This is a genomic window from Bradyrhizobium sp. USDA 4454 (assembly GCF_054822705.1).
On the sequence record NZ_JBTRCN010000001.1, the window covers coordinates 671,364 to 688,985 of the forward strand.

14 protein-coding genes and 1 riboswitch are annotated in these 17,622 nt (G+C 64.2%); of the genes, 6 read left to right on the forward strand and 8 right to left on the reverse strand.

From position 1 onward, the window contains the following. Window positions 1-46 precede the first annotated feature (46 nt). The 7 genes from ACVIW0_RS03055 to ACVIW0_RS03085 all read right to left on the reverse strand — a co-directional run bounded on the left by ACVIW0_RS03055 (window position 47) and on the right by ACVIW0_RS03085 (window position 7,007). The gene (locus ACVIW0_RS03055) at window positions 47-1,273 is read right to left on the reverse strand and encodes an ABC transporter substrate-binding protein (protein WP_461350984.1); all 1,227 of its coding nucleotides are present in this window, start codon (window positions 1,271-1,273) and stop codon (window positions 47-49) included. 119 nt (window positions 1,274-1,392) lie between these two features. Beyond that, the gene (locus tag ACVIW0_RS03060; RefSeq protein ID WP_461350985.1) at window positions 1,393-2,622 is read right to left on the reverse strand and encodes an ABC transporter substrate-binding protein; all 1,230 of its coding nucleotides are present in this window, start codon (window positions 2,620-2,622) and stop codon (window positions 1,393-1,395) included. 30 nt (window positions 2,623-2,652) lie between these two features. Then, entirely contained in the window at window positions 2,653-3,669 is a 1,017-nt protein-coding gene (locus ACVIW0_RS03065; protein WP_461350986.1) for a branched-chain amino acid ABC transporter permease, read from the reverse strand. Window positions 3,670-3,671: 2 nt separating this feature from the next. After that, window positions 3,672-4,550 (reverse strand): branched-chain amino acid ABC transporter permease, encoded by an 879-nt coding sequence (locus ACVIW0_RS03070; RefSeq protein ID WP_461350987.1) that lies wholly within the window; start codon window positions 4,548-4,550, stop codon window positions 3,672-3,674. 13 nt (window positions 4,551-4,563) lie between these two features. Next, entirely contained in the window at window positions 4,564-5,277 is a 714-nt protein-coding gene (locus ACVIW0_RS03075; protein ID WP_456750665.1) for an ABC transporter ATP-binding protein, read from the reverse strand. After that, a complete protein-coding gene (locus ACVIW0_RS03080; RefSeq protein ID WP_095731499.1) occupies window positions 5,274-6,071 on the reverse strand; it encodes an ABC transporter ATP-binding protein in 798 nt (265 codons plus the stop codon). Before ACVIW0_RS03080 ends, ACVIW0_RS03075 begins: the two co-directional genes overlap by 4 nt. A gap of 69 nt (window positions 6,072-6,140) precedes the next feature. Beyond that, window positions 6,141-7,007, reverse strand: a complete 867-nt coding sequence (locus tag ACVIW0_RS03085; protein ID WP_461350988.1) for an IclR family transcriptional regulator — start codon at window positions 7,005-7,007, stop codon at window positions 6,141-6,143. 180 nt (window positions 7,008-7,187) lie between these two features. Here ACVIW0_RS03085 and ACVIW0_RS03090 point away from each other — a divergent pair, with 180 nt between their 5' ends. From ACVIW0_RS03090 to ACVIW0_RS03110, 5 genes are all read left to right on the forward strand, one after another. Further along, entirely contained in the window at window positions 7,188-9,284 is a 2,097-nt protein-coding gene (locus tag ACVIW0_RS03090) for a 3-hydroxyacyl-CoA dehydrogenase NAD-binding domain-containing protein (RefSeq protein ID WP_461350989.1), read from the forward strand. Window positions 9,285-9,441: 157 nt separating this feature from the next. Next, window positions 9,442-11,130 (forward strand): dicarboxylate--CoA ligase PimA, encoded by a 1,689-nt coding sequence (gene pimA / locus ACVIW0_RS03095; protein ID WP_461350990.1) that lies wholly within the window; start codon window positions 9,442-9,444, stop codon window positions 11,128-11,130. 149 nt (window positions 11,131-11,279) lie between these two features. Further along, window positions 11,280-12,470, forward strand: coding sequence for a pimeloyl-CoA dehydrogenase large subunit (gene pimC, locus ACVIW0_RS03100; RefSeq protein ID WP_461350991.1), 1,191 nt, complete (start codon window positions 11,280-11,282; stop codon window positions 12,468-12,470). Between the two features lie 162 nt (window positions 12,471-12,632). After that, window positions 12,633-13,778 (forward strand): pimeloyl-CoA dehydrogenase small subunit, encoded by a 1,146-nt coding sequence (pimD, locus tag ACVIW0_RS03105; protein ID WP_461350992.1) that lies wholly within the window; start codon window positions 12,633-12,635, stop codon window positions 13,776-13,778. A gap of 133 nt (window positions 13,779-13,911) precedes the next feature. Continuing rightward, window positions 13,912-14,685 carry an SDR family NAD(P)-dependent oxidoreductase gene (locus ACVIW0_RS03110; RefSeq protein WP_461350993.1) on the forward strand — a complete coding sequence of 258 codons (774 nt, stop codon included), beginning with the start codon at window positions 13,912-13,914 and terminating at the stop codon, window positions 14,683-14,685. 188 nt (window positions 14,686-14,873) lie between these two features. On the opposite strand, the gene ACVIW0_RS03115 is transcribed toward ACVIW0_RS03110, so the two are convergent. After that, window positions 14,874-16,067, reverse strand: coding sequence for an O-succinylhomoserine sulfhydrylase (locus ACVIW0_RS03115; RefSeq protein WP_461350994.1), 1,194 nt, complete (start codon window positions 16,065-16,067; stop codon window positions 14,874-14,876). Window positions 16,068-16,144: 77 nt separating this feature from the next. Beyond that, a riboswitch (SAM riboswitch) is annotated at window positions 16,145-16,224 on the reverse strand. Between the two features lie 120 nt (window positions 16,225-16,344). Here ACVIW0_RS03115 and ACVIW0_RS03120 point away from each other — a divergent pair. Beyond that, window positions 16,345-17,451, forward strand: a complete 1,107-nt coding sequence (locus ACVIW0_RS03120; RefSeq protein WP_456797128.1) for a 2'-deoxycytidine 5'-triphosphate deaminase — start codon at window positions 16,345-16,347, stop codon at window positions 17,449-17,451. Window positions 17,452-17,622 lie beyond the last annotated feature (171 nt).

The following is a 17,622-nucleotide window of genomic DNA, read 5'->3' on the forward strand; positions in this document are numbered from 1 at the left end:
GAGATTGCGGTGCGCCCAACAAACGCTGTTGAGTTGAGTGCGGCGGTCAGTTGCTCAGATTGCTCGAAATGATGTCGCCGAACAACTCCCACTTCTCGCCCTTGAACCGCATCAAGCGCAGTTGCTTGATCGGCGCGAAGTCGGTGGCCGAGGTGTTGATGCTGATGCCGGGCAGCAAGGTGTCGGGGACATAATCCTTCAGGCTCGCGGCCTGCTTCATGACGTTGGCGCGGGTCAGATCGTCCCCGCACATCTCCAGCACCTTCACCATGGTCTGTGCGGCGGCGTATCCGTAAGAGGTGGCGCCATCGAGCTTGTTGGCCTCGGGATAATCCTTCTTGAGGAAGGCGAGGAATTTCTCCATGCCGGGATCCTTGTCCCACTGCGGATCGGCGCCGTCCTTGAGATAGGACGCCGACAGGATACCCTGCGAATTCTCGAAGCCGGCCGGCTGCATCACGCCGCCGACCGAGGCCGAGACGTTGGCGACGATCTGCAATGGCGTCCAGGCGATCTCGGCCGCCTTCTTGATCGCCTGTGCCGCGAATTTCGGTGACGTGATGCTGATGAAGGTGTCGGCGCCGGCGGCCTTCAGCTTGACGATGTGATTGTCGATCGTGGGTTCGGAAGTCTCATAGGCTTCCTCGGCGACGATCATCGAAGCCTTGTCGCCGAAGGCGTCCTTCAGGCCCTTGAGGTAGTCCTTGCCGAAATCGTCATTCTGATAGAGCACGGCAACCTTGGCGTCCGGCTTGTGCTTCATGATGTATTTTGCGTAGACCCGCGCCTCGTCCTGGTAGGACGGCTGCCAGCCCATGGTCCATGGATAGTTCTTGGGGTCGTTCCACTTGGAGGCGCCGGAGGCGATGAACAGCTGCGGCACCTGCTTCTCGTTCATGTACTTGCGGATCGCCGCATTGCCTGCGGTGCCGACCGAGCCGAACACCAGCAGCACCTCGTCGTCCTCGACCAGCTTGCGGGCTTGCTCCACGGTCTTGGCCGGCGAGTAGCTGTCGTCATAGGAGATGAACGTGATCTTGCGGCCGCGGATGCCGCCGGCCGCGTTAATCATCTTGAAGTAGGCGGCTTCGGTCCGGCCGATCACCCCATAGGCCGAGGCGGGGCCGCTATAGGGCACGGTGTTGCCGATCTTGATTTCGGTGTCGCTGGCCCCGGTATCGTATGTCTTCTGCGCCAGCGCGACATTGCAGCTGGTCAGGATCAGAGCGAATGCGGACAACAGCGCCGTCAGGGACGGACGTGCGGCAGTCATGTTTCCCCACCTCGGGTTCTTTGTTGGGTCGTATTCAATACGAACGGCGCGGGGCGTCAACAAAAAGCCCCCGCGAGGGTTATCGCGGAGGCCCGTTGTTTATTTCCGCAGTGCAACGTTCATTCGGAAGGAATGTCGCCGGAAATGATGTCACCGAACAGTTCCCACTTCTGCCCCTTGAAGCGCTGCATCTGCAGCTGGGCGATCGGGGCGAAGTCGGTGGCTGAGGTGTTGATCTTGACGCCGGGCAGCAGGGTGTCGGGCGTAAAGTCCTTCAGGCTTGCCGCCTGCTTCATGACGTTGGCGCGGGTCAGATCGTCGCCGCACATTGCCAGCACCTTGGCGAGCGTCTGCGCGGCACCGTAGCCGTAGACGACGCCGTTGTCGGTCTTGTCGACGCCCGGCATGTACTTGTCGAGGAACGCGTTCCACTTCTTCATGCCGGGATCGTTGGCCCATTGCGGGTCGGAGCCGTCCTTGGCATAGGCGGCCGAGAGCACGCCCTGGGCATTGTCGAAGCCGGCGGGCTGCATCACGCTGCCGACCGAGATCGACACGTTGGTGATGATCTGCAGCGGCTTCCAGCCGAGCTCCGCGGTCTTCTTGATGGTCTGGGCGCCGAACTTCGGCGTGGTGTAGATCAAGAGTACGTCAGGATTGGCGGCCTTGATCTTGACGATATGCCCGTCGATCGACGGCTCGGAGACCTCATAGCTCTCCTCCATGATGATGCTGGAGGCCGCCTTGGCGCCGAAGCCGTCCTTGGTGCCCTTGAGGTAGTCTTTGCCGAAGTCGTCGTTCTGATAGAGGATCGCGACCTTGGCGTCGGGCTTCTCCTTCATCAGCCATTTGGCATAGATCTGCGCTTCGCTCTGGTAGCTGGGCTGCCAGCCGATGGTCCACGGGAAGTTCTTCGGGTCGTTCCACTTGGTCGCGCCGGTGGCGACGAACAGCTGCGGAATCTTCTTTGAATTGAGGTACTTCTGGATCGCGGTGTTCGAAGGCGTGCCGAGCGGATTGAACACGACGAGCACCTCGTCACTCTCGACCAGCTTGCGTACTTGCTCGACCGCCTTGGGCGGCGAATAGGCGTCGTCATAGCTGACGAAGTTGACCTTGCGGCCGTTGATGCCGCCCTGGTCGTTGATCATCTTGAAGTAGGCTTCTTCGGTCTTGCCGATCACGCCGTAGGCGGAGGCCGGTCCCGAATACGGCATGATGTTGCCGACCTTGATCTCGGTATCGCTCGCGCCGGTGTCGTATTTCTTCTGGGCGAATGCGGCAGTGGAGGTCGCGGCAACAGCGACGATCGCCGCGGACATCGCGGCGATCCGAACGGTAGAAAGCATATTGTCTCCTGGTTTGCTTCTATATTGCTCTTAGTTCTTCTTGAGCTTCGCGGCCAGTTGCTGGGCAACGATCGCAACCTGCCTGGCGCCGTGCGGCACGAGGAAGATGACGAGGAACAGCAGCACGCCGAACACCGCGCCCGAAAGGCCCTTTGAAATGCCTTCCGCGATGTTGGGCACGAAGATGATGAAGGCGGAACCGACAATCGAGCCGGGCAGCCAGCCGACGCCGCCGACCACCATGCCGAGGAACAGCGAGATCGCGAGCTGGATGGTGTAGCCGTCGGGCGCCACGAACTGCACCGCGATGGCGCCGAGACCGCCGGCAACGCCGGTGATGCCGGCCGAGACGCCGAACGCCAGCGTCTTGTACAGCGCAACGTCGACGCCCATCGCGGAGGCCGCGATCTCATTGTCGCGGATCGCCATGAAGGCGCGGCCGGAACGCGAGCGCAGCAGGTTCACCGAGGCGAGGTAGATCGCGATGGTGACGACCAGCGTGAAGTAGTAGAGCCACATGTCCTGCGACAGCGGCAGCCCGAACGGCGCGTCCGGCTTGGTCACCACGAGGCCCTGCACGCCGCCGGTCCAGTGCTCGAAATAGCCGAGCTTGAGCAACTGCGGCATCGCGGTGGCGAGCGCGAAGGTCGCCAGCGCCAGATAGACGCCGCTGAGCCGCAGCGCCGGCTGGCCGAACAGGAAGCCGAAGCCGAAGCAGACGATGCCGGCGATCGGCAGAGTGAGGGCATAGTTCATGCCCGCATGCTCCATCAGGATCGCCGAGGTATAGGCGCCGACGGCGTAGAACGCGCTCTGGCCGAGCGAGAACTGGCCGCTTCCGCCGGTCAGGATGTTGAGCGCCAGCACCGCCAAGCCGTAGATCAGAAGCATCGTCATCTGGAAGATGATGAAGTTCTTCACGAACAGCGGGATCAGGACCAGCGCGGCGAGCACCACGAGCGAGGTGCCATAACCGAGCGTCATGGCGCGCTTCGGCACGGCCTCGACGGCGGGGGCCTCTGTGACGACTTCTTCAACGGCGCTCATGATCAAACTCGCTTCACGATGGCGCGGCCGAACAGGCCCGCCGGTTTCACGACCAGGACGACGATGATCAGCGCAAGCGCGATCGGAAGTTTCAGCTCATTGCCGACGCCGGGGATGTAGGTGCCGACCAGATTCTCGAAGATGCCGACCAGGAAGCCGCCCATCACGGCGCCGAACGGCGAGCTGAGGCCGCCGAGCACGGCCGCGGCAAATCCGTAGATCAGCACGCCGAGCATCATGTTCGGCTCGAGGAATACGACCGGGGCGATCATCATGCCGGCGATCGAGCCGATCGCCGATGCCATGCCCCAGCCGAGCGCGATCATCCACGAGGTGTTGATGCCGACCAGGCGGGCCGATTCCGGCAGCGAGGCGGCGGCGCGCATCGCAAGACCGACCCGGGTGAAGCGGAAGAAGAAGAACAGCAACAGCAGCATCAACAGCGTGATGCCGATCATGCCGGCCTGGTGGGTCGAGATCAGCTGGCTGCCGAGGAACGGCGAGGAGCCGAACGGCGTCGGATACTGCTTGATGGTGAAGTCCCAGATCAGGCCGGCGACCGAGTTGATGATCGCATAGAGCGCGATGAAGCCGGCGACGTTGGTCAGGATCGGGGCCTTGGCGAGCGGCTTGAACAGCAGCCGCTCGATGATGATGCCGGCGGCAAACGAGAAGGCGACGGTGAGCACGAAAGCGCCCCAATACGGCACGCCCCATTGCATCAGCTGCCAGGACACGAAGGTCGAGAACATCGCCATTTCGCCCTGGGCGAAATTCAGATGGTCGATGGCCTGGTAGATCATCACCACCGCGAGCGCCATGCAGGCGTAGATCGCGCCGGTGGCGATGCCGGCCAGGACCTGGTTGGCAAAAAGCTCCATTGTGCCAGCTCCCTCAGTAGCCGAGATAGGATTTGCGGACGTCTTCGTTGTTCGCGATGTCCTTGGCATTGCCCGACATCACGATCCGTCCGGTTTCGATCACATAGGCCTGGTCGGCGAGCTCGAGCGCGAGCTGTGCGTTCTGCTCGACCACCAGGATGGTCACCTTTTCCTCGCGATTGATCTTGCCGAGGATGCGGAACAGGTCGCGCACGATCAGCGGCGCGAGGCCGAATGACGGTTCGTCGAGCAGCATCAGGCGCGGCCGCAGCATCAGCGCGCGCGCCACCGCGAGCATCTGCTGCTCGCCGCCGGACAGCGTGCCGGCCTGCTGGGTGTAGCGCTGCTTCAGCACCGGGAAGTGGTCGTACATCCGCTCGATGTCGGAGCCGATCGCCTTGGTGTCGGAGCGGCTGATGGCGCCGAGTTGCAGGTTTTCCTCGACCGTCATGTTGGTGAAGGTGCCGCGGCCCTGCGGCACATGGGCGATGCCGAGCCGGACCACGTTCTCGGTCGAGCGCGTGCCGATCGGCTTGCCCTCGAACTCGATCGCGCCGGTCGAGCGCACCATGTTGCAGATCGCCCGCAGCGTGGTGGTCTTGCCGGCGCCGTTGGCGCCGAGCAGGGTGGTCAGCGAGCCCTCGTTGAGGGAAAAGCTGAGGCCGTGCAGGGCCTGGACCTGGCCGTAATAGGCGCGCAGGTCCTTGACGTTGAGCATCGCGGTCATTGGTCCTTGCTCCCCAGATAGGCCTTGATGACATCAGGGTCGGCCTGGACCTGGGCCGGCGTGCCTTCGGCCAGCTTGCGGCCGAAATTGAGCGCGACGACGTGGTCGGCGATCGACATCACGAGACCCATGTGATGCTCGACCAGCAGCACCGTAATTTTACGGTCGTCGCGGATTTTGCGGATCAGATCGCCGAGCACATAGACTTCCTCGTGATTGAGGCCGCCGGCCGGCTCGTCGAGCAGCAGGATCTTCGGATCCGCCGCCAAGGCGCGCGCCAGCTCGACGCGCTTCTGGGTGCCGAACGGAAGTCCCGAAACCACGGTGTGGGCGACGTCCTCGAGGTCGAGATAGCCGAGGATGTCGTGCACCTTCTTGTTCATGTCGTTCTCGCCGCGGCGGACCCAGGCGAGCCGCAGCGAGTCGCTGACGATGTCGCTCGAGGTGCGGGCATGCGCGCCGACGCGGACATTGTCGATCACGGACAGGTTGGGAAACAGCGCGACGTTCTGGAAGGTGCGGCCGATGCCGATCTCGGCGATCCGGTGCGGCGGCCGCGACAGGATGCTCTTGCCTTCCATCAGGATGTCGCCGGATGACGGCTGGTACAGCCGCGACAGGCAGTTGAACAGCGTGGTCTTGCCGGCGCCGTTCGGCCCGATCAGGCCGAGGATCTGCCCATGGCGCATGTCGAACGACACGCCGTTGAGTGCGATGATGCCGCCGAACACGACGCTGACGTCGCGAACCGCGAGCAAGGGATCATTCCCCTGCGCGAGCTGTGCCTGCGTCATCTCGTCTCGCCCGCCGTCGTCGAGCGGTGCGAGCTATCCTGCGATGTGCTTCGCCGGACGTGATGGAGGCTATCTGATCCCCTCGGCCAAACGTGCAACTTTCCCTCCTACTCTAGACTTTTTGCGTTCTTCTTTTTTGGATTGCGGCGCCATTCCACCGAGCGCCTGCTCGATGTTCCTTACCATCGCGACAAGACGAGGTCCAATGTCGTTGAGCAATCTATCTTCCGTGAAACGGAATGCCGGCGCGCCGCAATTGAAGGCGTAAGGACCGGTTCCGTCATTCAATCTCAACGCGACGCCGACCGCGGCGACGTCGTTCTGCCAGTCGCCGGCCGACATGGCGAAGCCGTGCTTCGCCACCGTCTCGCCGGAACGTTCGATGCCGTCACGCATCTTGGCCCAGCGGCTGCCATAGTGATCCCGCAGCTCGCGTAATAAAGCCGCACGCTCTTCGGGTGGCAATGCCCAAATATAGGCACGGCCCATCGCGGTGGTTGCGATCGGCACCCGCGAGCCGACGTCGAGTTGCACGCCGAGCGCCAGTCCGTTCCGGCTCTGGCCGAAATAGATCATGCTGTGACGATCGCGGCCGCCAACCGCGACGGCGCCGCCGGTCGCGCGCATCACTTCTTCTCGATACGGCTCGGACAAATGCCGAACGCCGAGATTGGCGAGCGCGGCATAGCCCAGCGCCATCGCCGACGGCGCGAGCTGATACTTCTCGAATTTCGGTACCGGTGTAAGGTATCCCAGCTTGGTCAGCGTGTAGGTCAGCCGGGAAATGGTCGGCTTCGGTAACTTGGTGCGGGCTGCAATCTCCTGATTGCCGAGCAGCCCGTCATTGGGCTGAAATGCGCGCAGGACGTCCAGTCCGCGGGAAAGCGCGACGACGAAATTGCGATCGGTCGCTGCTTTCTTGCTGGCGCGCTTCATCCCTATCCTTGTCCTGCCCTTGTCATGCTCGTTGACAAGGCTCGTGCTTCAAAATAACCCTCCGTGTCAAGATGTGGAATTAAATTTCGCAGTGCGAAATTGGTCTAATCGTAGCGGCTCGACGCAAGTCGTGCAGCTACTCAACACAAGTTCAAGAACAAGCATCCAGGGAGACTCCCGGTGAGTGAAGTCGTCAAGCTCGAACGTCATGACAACATTGCCGTCGTCACGGTTAACAGTCCGCCCGTAAACGCGCTGAGCGCCGCGGTGCGCGGCGGCATCTTCGAGTGCATCAAGGCCGCGATCGACGATGCGCAGGTCCAGGGCATCGTGCTGACCTGCGCCGGCCGCACCTTCATCGCCGGCGCCGACATCACCGAATTCGGCAAGCCGCCGAAGCCGCCCGGGCTCGCCGAGGTGCTGAGCCTGATGGAGAGCTCGCCGAAGCCGATCGTTGCCGCAATCCACGGCACCGCGCTCGGCGGCGGCCTCGAGGTCGCGCTGGCCTGCCACTATCGCGTCGCCACCAAGGACGCCAAGCTCGGCCTGCCCGAGGTGAAGCTCGGCCTGCTGCCGGGCGCCGGCGGTACTCAGCGCCTGCCGCGCGCGGTCGGTCCCGAGCTCGCCGTCAAGATGATCGTCGGAGGCGATCCGATCGGCGCCGAACTCGCGCTGAAGGCCGGCCTGATCGAGGAGATCGTGGAAGGTCCGGCGTCGGGCGGCGAGGCATTTGCGCGCAAGGTGGTCGCCGAGAAGCGTCCGCTGCGCAAGCTGCGCGATGACGACTCAAAGCTCGCCGCGGCCAAGGCCGACCGTTCGATCTTCACCAATGCAGTCGCCGCGCTGACCAAGAAGTCGCGCGGCCTCGAAGCGCCGTTCGCCGCGGCCGATGCCGTCGGCGCCGCGATCGACCTGCCGTTCGAGGAGGGCCTGAAGAAGGAGCGCGAGGGCTTCCTCAAGCTGATGAACGGCGACCAGTCCAAGGCGCAGCGCTACGCCTTCTTCGCCGAGCGCGAGGCCGCCAAGATCTCCGGCATTCCTGAGGGCACCAAGGGCCGCAACGTCGCGCGCGTCGCCATCCTCGGCGCCGGCACCATGGGCGGCGGCATCGCGATGTCGTTCGCCAATGCCGGCATCCCGGTCACGCTGATAGAGACCGGTGAGGAGCAGCTCAAGCGCGGCATGGGCATCATGCAGAAGAACTACGAGGCGACCGCCGCGCGCGGCGGCATCCCGGCGGACGCGCCCGCCAAGCGGATGGCGCTGATCAACGGCGTCGTCGGCATCGAGAACGTCGGTGACGCCGATCTGGTGATCGAGGCGGTGTTCGAGACCATGGCGGTCAAGAAGGAGGTGTTCGGCAAGCTCGACCAATACGCCAAGCCGGGCGCGGTGCTGGCCTCCAACACGTCCTATCTCAACATCGACGAGATCGCGAAGGCGACCAACCGTCCGCAGGACGTGCTCGGCATGCACTTCTTCTCGCCGGCCAACGTCATGAAGCTGTGCGAGATCGTGCGCGCCGACAAGACCGCGCCCGACGCGCTGGTGACCGCGGTGTCGGTCGCCCGCAAAATTGCAAAAGTGCCGGCCGTGGTCGGTGTCTGCGACGGCTTCGTCGGCAACCGCATGCTGGCGCAGCGCGGCAAGCAGTCCGAGAAGCTGTTGTTCGAAGGCGCGCTGCCGCAGCAGGTCGACGCCGTCGTCACCAAGTTCGGCATGCCGATGGGCCCGTTCGCGATGGGCGACCTCGCCGGCCTCGATATCGGCTGGCGCTCGCGCAAGGACCGCGGCATCAAGTCGGAGATCGCGGACGCGCTGTGCGAAGCCGGCCGCTTCGGCCAGAAGACCGGCAAGGGCTACTACAAGTACGAACCGGGCTCGCGCGCGGCGCTGCCCGATCCGGAGGTCGAGAAGCTGATCGACGAGACGCTCGCGCGCCTCGGCCGCAAGAAGCGCGTCGTCACCGACGACGAGATCCTCGAGCGCATGATGTACCCGATGATCAACGAGGGCGCCAAGATCCTCGCCGAGGGCATCGCGGCGCGGCCGTCGGACATCGACGTGGTCTGGCTCTATGGCTATGGCTGGCCGATCTATCGCGGCGGCCCGATGTACTGGGCCGATACTGTCGGCCTCAAGCATATCGCCGATCGCCTGGCCTTCTACGCCAAGGAGACCAACGATCCCTCGCTCGAGCCGGCGCCGCTGCTGAAGAAGCTCGCCGATGAGGGCAAGACCTTCGCCTCGCTCGCCGCGCCGTCGAAGGCGGCGTGATTGGCTGAAGGCCTAACCACATGTCGTTCCGGGGCATCGCGAAAGCGATGAACCCGGAACCCATTGCGCCCCGGCACGAGCGGCCTGATGGATTCCGGGCCTGGCCCTTCGGGCCATCCCGGAATGACGACTTCATAGAGTCCCTGCGAAGGCATCCATGACCTATCCCGGCGAACGATATTATCCCACGGGCGTGCGGTGGAGCGACGAGATCACGCGCGGTACGCTGCCGGACCTGCTCTCGACCGCGGCCGCCGAATATGGCGCGCGCCCGGTGCTCGAATTCCGCGACCGGCAGATCAGCTACAGCGAGCTCGAAGCCCTGGTGGAGACCGCGGCCGCCGCCTTCATGCGCGCCGGCTACGGCAAGGGCACCTCGGTCGCGCTGTTCCTCGGCAACTCGCCGGATCATCCGATCAATTTCTTCGGCGCGCTGAAGGCCGGCGCCCGCGTCGTGCATCTGTCGCCGCTCGACGGCGAGATCGCGCTGTCGCACAAGCTCTCGGATTCCGGCGCGCGCGTGCTGGTCACCAGCAACCTCTCGGCGCTGCTGCCCACCGCGCTGAAGTTCCTCGCCAAGGGTCTGCTCGATCGTCTGATCGTCTGCGAGGACGACAATTGGGGCAGGGCCGGCACGCCGCAAACCGCGCTGCCCGACAATCCCGCCGTGATCACGCATCGCCAGTTCATCGATGGCGCAGTTAAGCCGTCGCAATGGCCCGCGGTCGACGTCGAGGACGTCGCGCTGCTGCAATATACCGGCGGCACCACGGGTCTGCCGAAGGGCGCCATGCTCAGCCACGGCAATCTCACCGCGGCAGTGTCGATCTACGATGTCTGGGGCAGGCCCGCGCGGCTCGAACGCAATGCGATCGAGCGCGTGATCTGCGTGCTGCCGCTGTTTCATATCTATGCGTTGACCGTGGTGCTGCTGTCGGCGATCCGGCGCGGCCACCTGATCTCGCTGCACCAGCGCTTCGACGTCGAGGCCGTGATGCGCGACATCGAGGTCAAGCGCGCGACGGTGTTTCCCGGCGTGCCGACGATGTGGATCGCGATCGCCTCGCTGCCCGATCTCGACAAGCGCGATCTCTCCTCGCTGGTCGTCGCCGGCTCCGGCGGCGCGCCGCTGCCGGTCGAGGTCGCAAAGGTCTTCGAGCGCCGCGTCGGCATGAAGCTGAAGAGCGGCTGGGGCATGACCGAGACCTGCTCGCCCGGTACCGGTCATCCCAAGGACGGCCCGGAGAAGCCGGGCTCGATCGGGCTGATGCTGCCCGGCATCGAGATGGACGTGGTGTCGCTGGAGGATCCTACCAGGGTGATGCCGGTCGGCGAGGTCGGCGAGATCCGCATCCGCGGCCCGAACGTCACCAAGGGCTACTGGAACAGGCCGGCGGAGACCGCGGAAGCCTTCGTCGGCGACCGCTTCCTCACCGGCGACATCGGCTACATGGACGCCGACGGCTATTTCTATCTGGTCGACCGCAAGAAGGACATGATCATCTCCGGCGGCTTCAACGTCTATCCGCAGATGATCGAGCAGGCGATCTACACCCATCCCGCCGTGCAGGAGGTGATCGTGATCGGGATTCCCGACGATTACCGCGGCGAGGCGGCAAAGGCCTTCATCAAGCTGCGCGACGGCGAGAAGCCGTTCTCGATCGACGAGCTGCGCGCGTTCCTCGCCGGCAAGGTCGGCAAGCACGAACTGCCGGCGGCGGTCGAGTTCGTCGCCGAACTGCCGCGCACCCCGGTCGGCAAGCTGTCGCGTCACGAATTGCGCCAGCAGCAGCCCGGGACATCTCAATCACGCCACCCACAGGCCGCATCAGGATCTCGCTCATGACATGTGCAGTCATTGTCTCCGCCGTCATTCCGGGGCATTCGCGGCACGCGAATGAACCCGGAATCTCGCGCCACAACTTCTAGATTCCGGGTTCGCGACTGCGTCGCGCCCCGGAATGACGTCTTGTATTTCGTTCAAAGGAGGATCCGATGGATCTCGCTTTCACCAAGGAAGAGATAGCGTTTCGCGAGGAGGTGCGGGAGTTCTTCAAGAACAACGTGCCGCCGGAGACAAGGCGCAAGCTGCAGGAGGGCCGCCATCTGTCGAAGGACGAGATGGTCACCTGGTGGCGCATCCTCAACAAGAAGGGCTGGGGCGTCACCCACTGGCCGAAGGAATATGGCGGCACCGGCTGGAGCAGCGTGCAGCACTACATCTTCAACGAGGAGCTGCAGTCCTATCCGGCGCCGCAGCCGCTCGCCTTCGGCGTCAGCATGGTCGGCCCGGTGATCTACACGTTCGGCAATGAGGAACAGAAGAAGAAGTATCTGCCGCGCATCGCCAATGTCGACGACTGGTGGTGCCAGGGCTTCTCGGAGCCGGGTTCGGGTTCGGACCTCGCCTCGCTGAAGACCAAGGCCGAGCGCCGTGGCGACAAGTGGATCATCAACGGCCAGAAGACCTGGACCACGCTCGCGCAGTACGCCGACATGATTTTCTGCCTCTGCCGCACCGATCCGGCCGCGAAGAAGCAGATGGGCATCTCCTTCATCGTGTTCAGCATGAAGTCGAAGGGCGTCACGGTGCGCCCGATCCAGACCATCGACGGCGGCCACGAGGTCAACGAGGTGTTCTTCGACGACGTCGAGGTACCCTACGAGAATCTGATCGGCGAGGAGAACAAGGGCTGGGATTACGCCAAATTCCTGCTCGGCAACGAACGCACCGGGATCGCCCGGGTCGGCGTGTCGAAGGAGCGGCTGCGCCGCATCCGCGCGCTGGCCTCCAAGGTCGAGTCGGGCGGCCGTCCGGTGATCGAGGACCCGACGTTCCGCGAGAAGCTCACGGCCTGCGAGATCGAGCTGAAGGCGCTCGAGCTGACCCAGCTCCGCGTCGTCGCCGACGAGGGCAAGCACGGCAAGGGCAAGCCCAACCCGGCGTCCTCGGTGCTCAAGATCAAGGGCTCGGAGATCCAGCAGACCACCACCGAGCTTTTGATGGAGATCATCGGTCCGTTCGCCGCGCCCTATGACGAGCACGGCGATGCCGGCTCGAACGAGAGCATGGATTGGACCGCGCAGATCGCGCCGAGCTACTTCAACAACCGCAAGGTCTCGATCTACGGCGGCTCCAACGAGATCCAGCGCAACATCATCAGCAAGGCGGTGCTGGGGTTGTAAGCCACACATTCAGCTGTCGTCCCCCGCGCAGGCGGGGGACCCAGTACGCCGAGGCGGTCGGAATTCCCAATGAGCGACGCGGCGTACTGGATCCCCGCCTTCGCGGGGATGACGAGTGGAGATCAGGGCCCGACGCCCGCTTGATTTTGGAGAGATGGTAAAATGGATTTTGATCTGTCCGAGGAGCAGCGGCTTCTCAAGGAAAGCATCGACGGGCTTCTCACCGATGCCTACGACTTCGATGCGCGCAAGAAGTACATGAAGGAGAAGGGCGGCTGGAGCAAAGCGCTCTGGGGCAAGCTCGCCGAGCAGGGCCTGCTCGGTCTGCCCTTCGCCGAGGCCGATGGCGGCTTCGGTGCCGGCGCGGTCGAGACCATGATCGTGATGGAAGCGCTCGGCAAGGCGCTGGTGGTCGAGCCTTATCTCGCCACCGTCGTGGTCGCCGGCGGTTTCCTGCGCCATGGCGGCTCGGCCGAGCAGAAGGCCAAGTACATCCCGGGTATCATCGACGGCAGCAAGACCTTCGGCTTTGCCCAACTCGAGAAGAACTCCCGTTACGACCTGTTCGACGTCGTGACCACGGCCAAGAAGAAGGGCAGTGGCTGGGTCATCGACGGCGAGAAGTTTGTCGTGCTCAACGGCGAGAATGCCGACACCTTGATCGTCACCGCGCGCACCAAGGGCGGCCAGCGCGACAAGACCGGCATCGGTGTGTTCCTGGTCCCGGCGGATGCCAAGGGCGTCACCAAAAAGGGATATCCGACCCAGGACGGCCTGCACGCGGCCGACATCACCTTCACCAATGTCGAGGTCGGTGCGGATGCTGCGATCGGCGATCCCGAAAACGGCCTGCCGCTAATCGAGCGCGTCGCGGACGAAGCCCGCATTGCGCTGTGCGCGGAAGCGGTCGGCGCGATGGACGAGTCGCTGAAGGAGACCGTCGAGTACATCAAGACCCGCAAGCAGTTCGGGGTTCCGATCGGCTCGTTCCAGAGCCTGCAGCACCGCGCCGCCGACATGTTCGTGGCGCTGGAGCAGGCCCGCAGCATGTCGATGTTCGCGACCATGGCGTCGGACTTCGACGATGCAAAGGAGCGTTCGTCCGCGGTCGCGGCCGCCAAGGTGCAGGTCGGCAAGTCCCTGAAGTTCGTCGGCCAGCAGTCGATCCAGCTTCACGGCGGCATCGGCATGACCATGGAGGCCAAGATCGGCCACTACTTCAAGCGGCTGACCATGATCGAGAACACGCTCGGCGACACCGACTATCATCTGCGTCGTGTCAGCGAGGGTGGCGGCCTGCTGGCTTAGTCCTCAACTGTCATTCCGGGGCAGCCCGAAGGGCTGAGCCCGGAATCCATTCCACCATCAATGATGCGGCCCAATGGATTCCGGGTTCTCGCTTCGCGAGCCCCGGAATGACGGAGCCGGGGAGCCAACAACAATGAAAAACACCCCGTTCGATCTCACCGGCCAGGTCGCGGTCATCACCGGCTCGAGCCGCGGCATCGGCCGCGCGTCGGCGGAGCTCTTGGCAAAGCTCGGCGCCAAGGTCGTGATCTCCTCGCGCAAGGCGGATGCCTGCGAAGAGGTCGCCGACGGCATCAAGAAGGCCGGCGGTGACGCGCTCGTCATTCCCTGCAACATCGCACGCCGCCCCGAGGTCGAGGCGCTGGTCTCGGGCACCATCAAGCACTACGGCAAGATCGACATCCTGGTCTGCAACGCCGCGGTGAACCCCTATTACGGCCCGCTGCTCGACATCACGGACGAGGCCTTCGACAAGATCATGGGCTCCAACGTCAAGAGCAACATCTGGCTCTCCGCACTGGCGATCCCGCAGATGGCCGAACGCGGCAAGGGCTCGGTCGTGATCATCTCCTCGATCGGCGGCTTGCGCGGCTCGACCGTGATCGGCGCATACGGCATCTCCAAGGCGGCCGACTTTGCGCTGTGCCGCAGCCTCGCCGGCGAATGGGGGCCGAAGGGCGTGCGGGTCAATTGCGTGGCGCCGGGCCTCGTGAAAACCGATTTCGCCCGCGCGCTGTGGGAGGATCCGGATAATCTGAAGCGCCGCACCGCGTCGACGCCGCTCCGCCGCATCGGCGAGCCCGACGAGATCGCCGGCGCGGTCGCCTATCTCGCCTCCGATGCCTCGACCTTCATGACCGGCCAGACCATCGTGGTCGACGGCGGTGTGACGACGGCGGCGACTTAGAGCACGATGAACTTTGATGAATCGCTTTGACCGCGCGCTCTCTTTACCTCTCCCCATTGGGGAGAGGTCGATTTGCGCAGCAAATCGGGTGAGGGGCCGCGGCTCCAACGAGGGACCTTAATCCCTCACCCGGCGCTACGCGCCGACCTCTCCCAAGGGAGAGGTGAACCTCCGCTGCCGATCCAAGTTCAGACCTGCTCCAGCGCTCGCTCGAAATCCTCGATCAAATCGTCGGGATGCTCGAGCCCGGCGGAGAAGCGGATGAAGCCTTCGCTGATGCCGAGCTCGGCGCGGGCCTCCGGCGCCAGGCGCTGATGCGTCGTGGTTGCGGGATGCGTGACCAGGCTCTTGGCATCGCCGAGATTGTTGGAGATGCGCGAGATCTTCAGCGCGTTGAGGCAGCGGAACGCGCCGGCCTTGCCGTCCTTGACTTCGAAGCCGACCAGCGTCGAGCCGGCGCCCATCTGCTTCTTCACCGTTTCGGCCTGCGGATGATCGGGGCGGCCAGGATAGACCAGCCGGGTGACCTTCGGATGTTTCGCCAGCGCCTCGGCGATCTTGGCCGCGTTCTCGGTCTGGGCGCGGACGCGGACGCCGAGCGTCTCCAGCCCCTTCAGCAGCACCCAGGCGTTGAACGGCGACAGCGACGGGCCGGTCTGGCGCATGAAATTATGGATATGCTCGGCGATGAAGGCTTCCGACGACAGGATGATGCCGCCGAGACATCGGCCCTGGCCGTCGATATGCTTGGTCGCCGAATAGACCACGACATCGGCGCCGAGTGACAGCGGGCTCTGCCAGATCGGCGTCGCGAACACGTTGTCGACGATCAGCCGGGCGCCGCCGCTGTGCGCGATCTTGGCGATCGCGCCGATATCGAGCACGTCGAGCGTCGGATTGGTCGGGCTCTCCAGGAAGAAGGTCTTGGTGTTCGGCCGCAACGCGCGCTGCCATTGGTCGAGATCGAGGCCGTCGACCAAGGTCGTCTCGATGCCGTAGCGCGGCAACAGGTCCTGCACGACGTAGAGGCAGGAGCCGAACAGCGCCTTCGAGGCCACCACGTGATCGCCGGCCTTTAGCGGCGCGAGGATCGCGGTGGTCACCGCGGCCATGCCGGTCGCGGTCGAGCGCGCGGCTTCCGCGCCCTCGAGCTCGATCATGCGGCGCTCGAACATCGCAATGGTCGGGTTGGAATAGCGCGAATAGATGAAGCCGGGGTCCTGGCCCTTGAAGCGCGCCTCGCATTGCTCGGCGCTGTCGTAGACGTAGCCCTGGGTGAGAAACAGCCCTTCCGACGTCTCCCCGAACTGCGAGCGCAGCGTGCCGCCATGGACCAGGCGGGTTTCGGGACGGAAGCGGGCGGTATCCTTCGATTCAGACATGTGACCTCCGGAGTGGCCATTTCCCTTTCGAAAATGGCCACAAAAAAACCGGCCTGGAGCAACCTCCACAAGCCGGGATCACACTGTCCCCGGCCTGTTTAGCGACTTATTTAACGTGGCTGCAAGCCGGCCGGCTCAAATCACCACGGGATAAGTGGAGCTGATATTCCCTCGCGCCCTTTCCGTCAAGACGGTCATCGGATAACCCGTAAAAGCCCATATTTTGGGGCTTGGTGGCCGCCTGGAGTAGGGTTGGGCCATCCCGAGGGACCGTGCCGTGTCGTTCACGCTGGAAGATGAATCCAACGGAATCCTGCCTGACCGCATGATCGCGGAGATGGCGGAGGCTGGCCTCATTCTGCCCGCCTACGACTTTGTCGAAAGCCAGATCCAGCCGGCGAGCCTCGACCTGCGGCTTGGCGATATCGCCTATCGGGTCCGTGCCAGCTTCCTGCCGGGGCCCGATGCCACCGTCGCCGAGCGGATCGACCAGCTCAAGCTGCACGAGATCGATCTGTCCGACGGCGCGGTGCTGGAGACCAATTGCGTCTACATCGTGCCGCTGCTGGAGAGCCTGGCGCTGCCGCCGGAGATCGTGGCTGCGGCCAACCCGAAGAGCTCGACCGGACGGCTCGACGTCTTCACCCGCGTGATCGCCGACGGCACCCGCCGTTTCGACATGATCGGCGCCGGCTATCACGGCCCGCTCTATGCGGAGATCTCACCGAAGACCTTTCCGGTGCTGCTGCGCGAGGGCTCGCGGCTCAGCCAGGTCCGCTTCCGGATCGGCGAGGCGACCTTGACCGCCGACGAGCTCGACGCGCTGCATGCCAGTGAGCGGCTGGTCGATGCCGACAACGCCGATCTCACCCATGGCGTCGCGCTGTCGGTCGATCTCTCCGGCGAGAGCTCGGGCGGCTTCGTCGGCTACCGCGCCAAGCGTCACACCGGCGTGGTCGATGTCGATCGCCGCGGCGGCTATGCGGTCGACGAGTTCTGGGAGCCGATCAAGGCGCGGCCCGACGGCAGCCTGATCCTCGATCCCGGCGAGTTCTACATCCTGGCGTCGAAAGAGGCGGTGCAGGTGCCGCCGGACTACGCCGCGGAGATGGTGCCGTTCGATCCTTTGGTCGGTGAATTCCGCGTCCACTATGCCGGCTTCTTCGATCCCGGCTTCGGCTATGCCGGCGCCGGCGGCAAGGGCGCGCGCGCCGTGCTGGAAGTGCGCTCGCGCGAGGTGCCGTTCATCCTCGAGCACGGCCAGATCGTCGGCCGTCTCGTCTATGAGCGCATGCTGGAGCGTCCCGACGCGCTCTACGGCCAGCGCATCGGCTCGAACTATCAGGCGCAGGGCCTGAAGCTCTCCAAGCATTTCCGCGTGTAGCGATATTCTCTCGCCGTCATCCTGAGGCGCGAGCCTCTTCGGCGAGCCTCGAAGGATGAATCGGCCACGAGCCGGGCTGTGCATCCTTCGAGGCTCGCAGAGCTCGCACCTCAGGATGACGGGACCAATAGTCCTTGCCCCCGGATTGCGCTTCGCTGTATCCGGGCTACG

What these genes read in the sequence shown, in the direction of transcription:
- ACVIW0_RS03055 (WP_461350984.1), bottom strand. Translation starts at nt 1,273, where the DNA reads ATGACTGCCGCACGTCCGTCCCTGACGGCGCTGTTGTCCGCATTCGCT.
- ACVIW0_RS03060 (WP_461350985.1), bottom strand. Translation starts at nt 2,622, where the DNA reads ATGCTTTCTACCGTTCGGATCGCCGCGATGTCCGCGGCGATCGTCGCT.
- ACVIW0_RS03065 (WP_461350986.1), bottom strand. Translation starts at nt 3,669, where the DNA reads ATGAGCGCCGTTGAAGAAGTCGTCACAGAGGCCCCCGCCGTCGAGGCC.
- ACVIW0_RS03070 (WP_461350987.1), bottom strand. Translation starts at nt 4,550, where the DNA reads ATGGAGCTTTTTGCCAACCAGGTCCTGGCCGGCATCGCCACCGGCGCG.
- ACVIW0_RS03075 (WP_456750665.1), bottom strand. Translation starts at nt 5,277, where the DNA reads ATGACCGCGATGCTCAACGTCAAGGACCTGCGCGCCTATTACGGCCAG.
- ACVIW0_RS03080 (WP_095731499.1), bottom strand. Translation starts at nt 6,071, where the DNA reads ATGACGCAGGCACAGCTCGCGCAGGGGAATGATCCCTTGCTCGCGGTT.
- ACVIW0_RS03085 (WP_461350988.1), bottom strand. Translation starts at nt 7,007, where the DNA reads ATGAAGCGCGCCAGCAAGAAAGCAGCGACCGATCGCAATTTCGTCGTC.
- pimA (WP_461350990.1), top strand. Translation starts at nt 9,442, where the DNA reads ATGACCTATCCCGGCGAACGATATTATCCCACGGGCGTGCGGTGGAGC.
- pimC (WP_461350991.1), top strand. Translation starts at nt 11,280, where the DNA reads ATGGATCTCGCTTTCACCAAGGAAGAGATAGCGTTTCGCGAGGAGGTG.
- pimD (WP_461350992.1), top strand. Translation starts at nt 12,633, where the DNA reads ATGGATTTTGATCTGTCCGAGGAGCAGCGGCTTCTCAAGGAAAGCATC.
- ACVIW0_RS03110 (WP_461350993.1), top strand. Translation starts at nt 13,912, where the DNA reads ATGAAAAACACCCCGTTCGATCTCACCGGCCAGGTCGCGGTCATCACC.
- ACVIW0_RS03115 (WP_461350994.1), bottom strand. Translation starts at nt 16,067, where the DNA reads ATGTCTGAATCGAAGGATACCGCCCGCTTCCGTCCCGAAACCCGCCTG.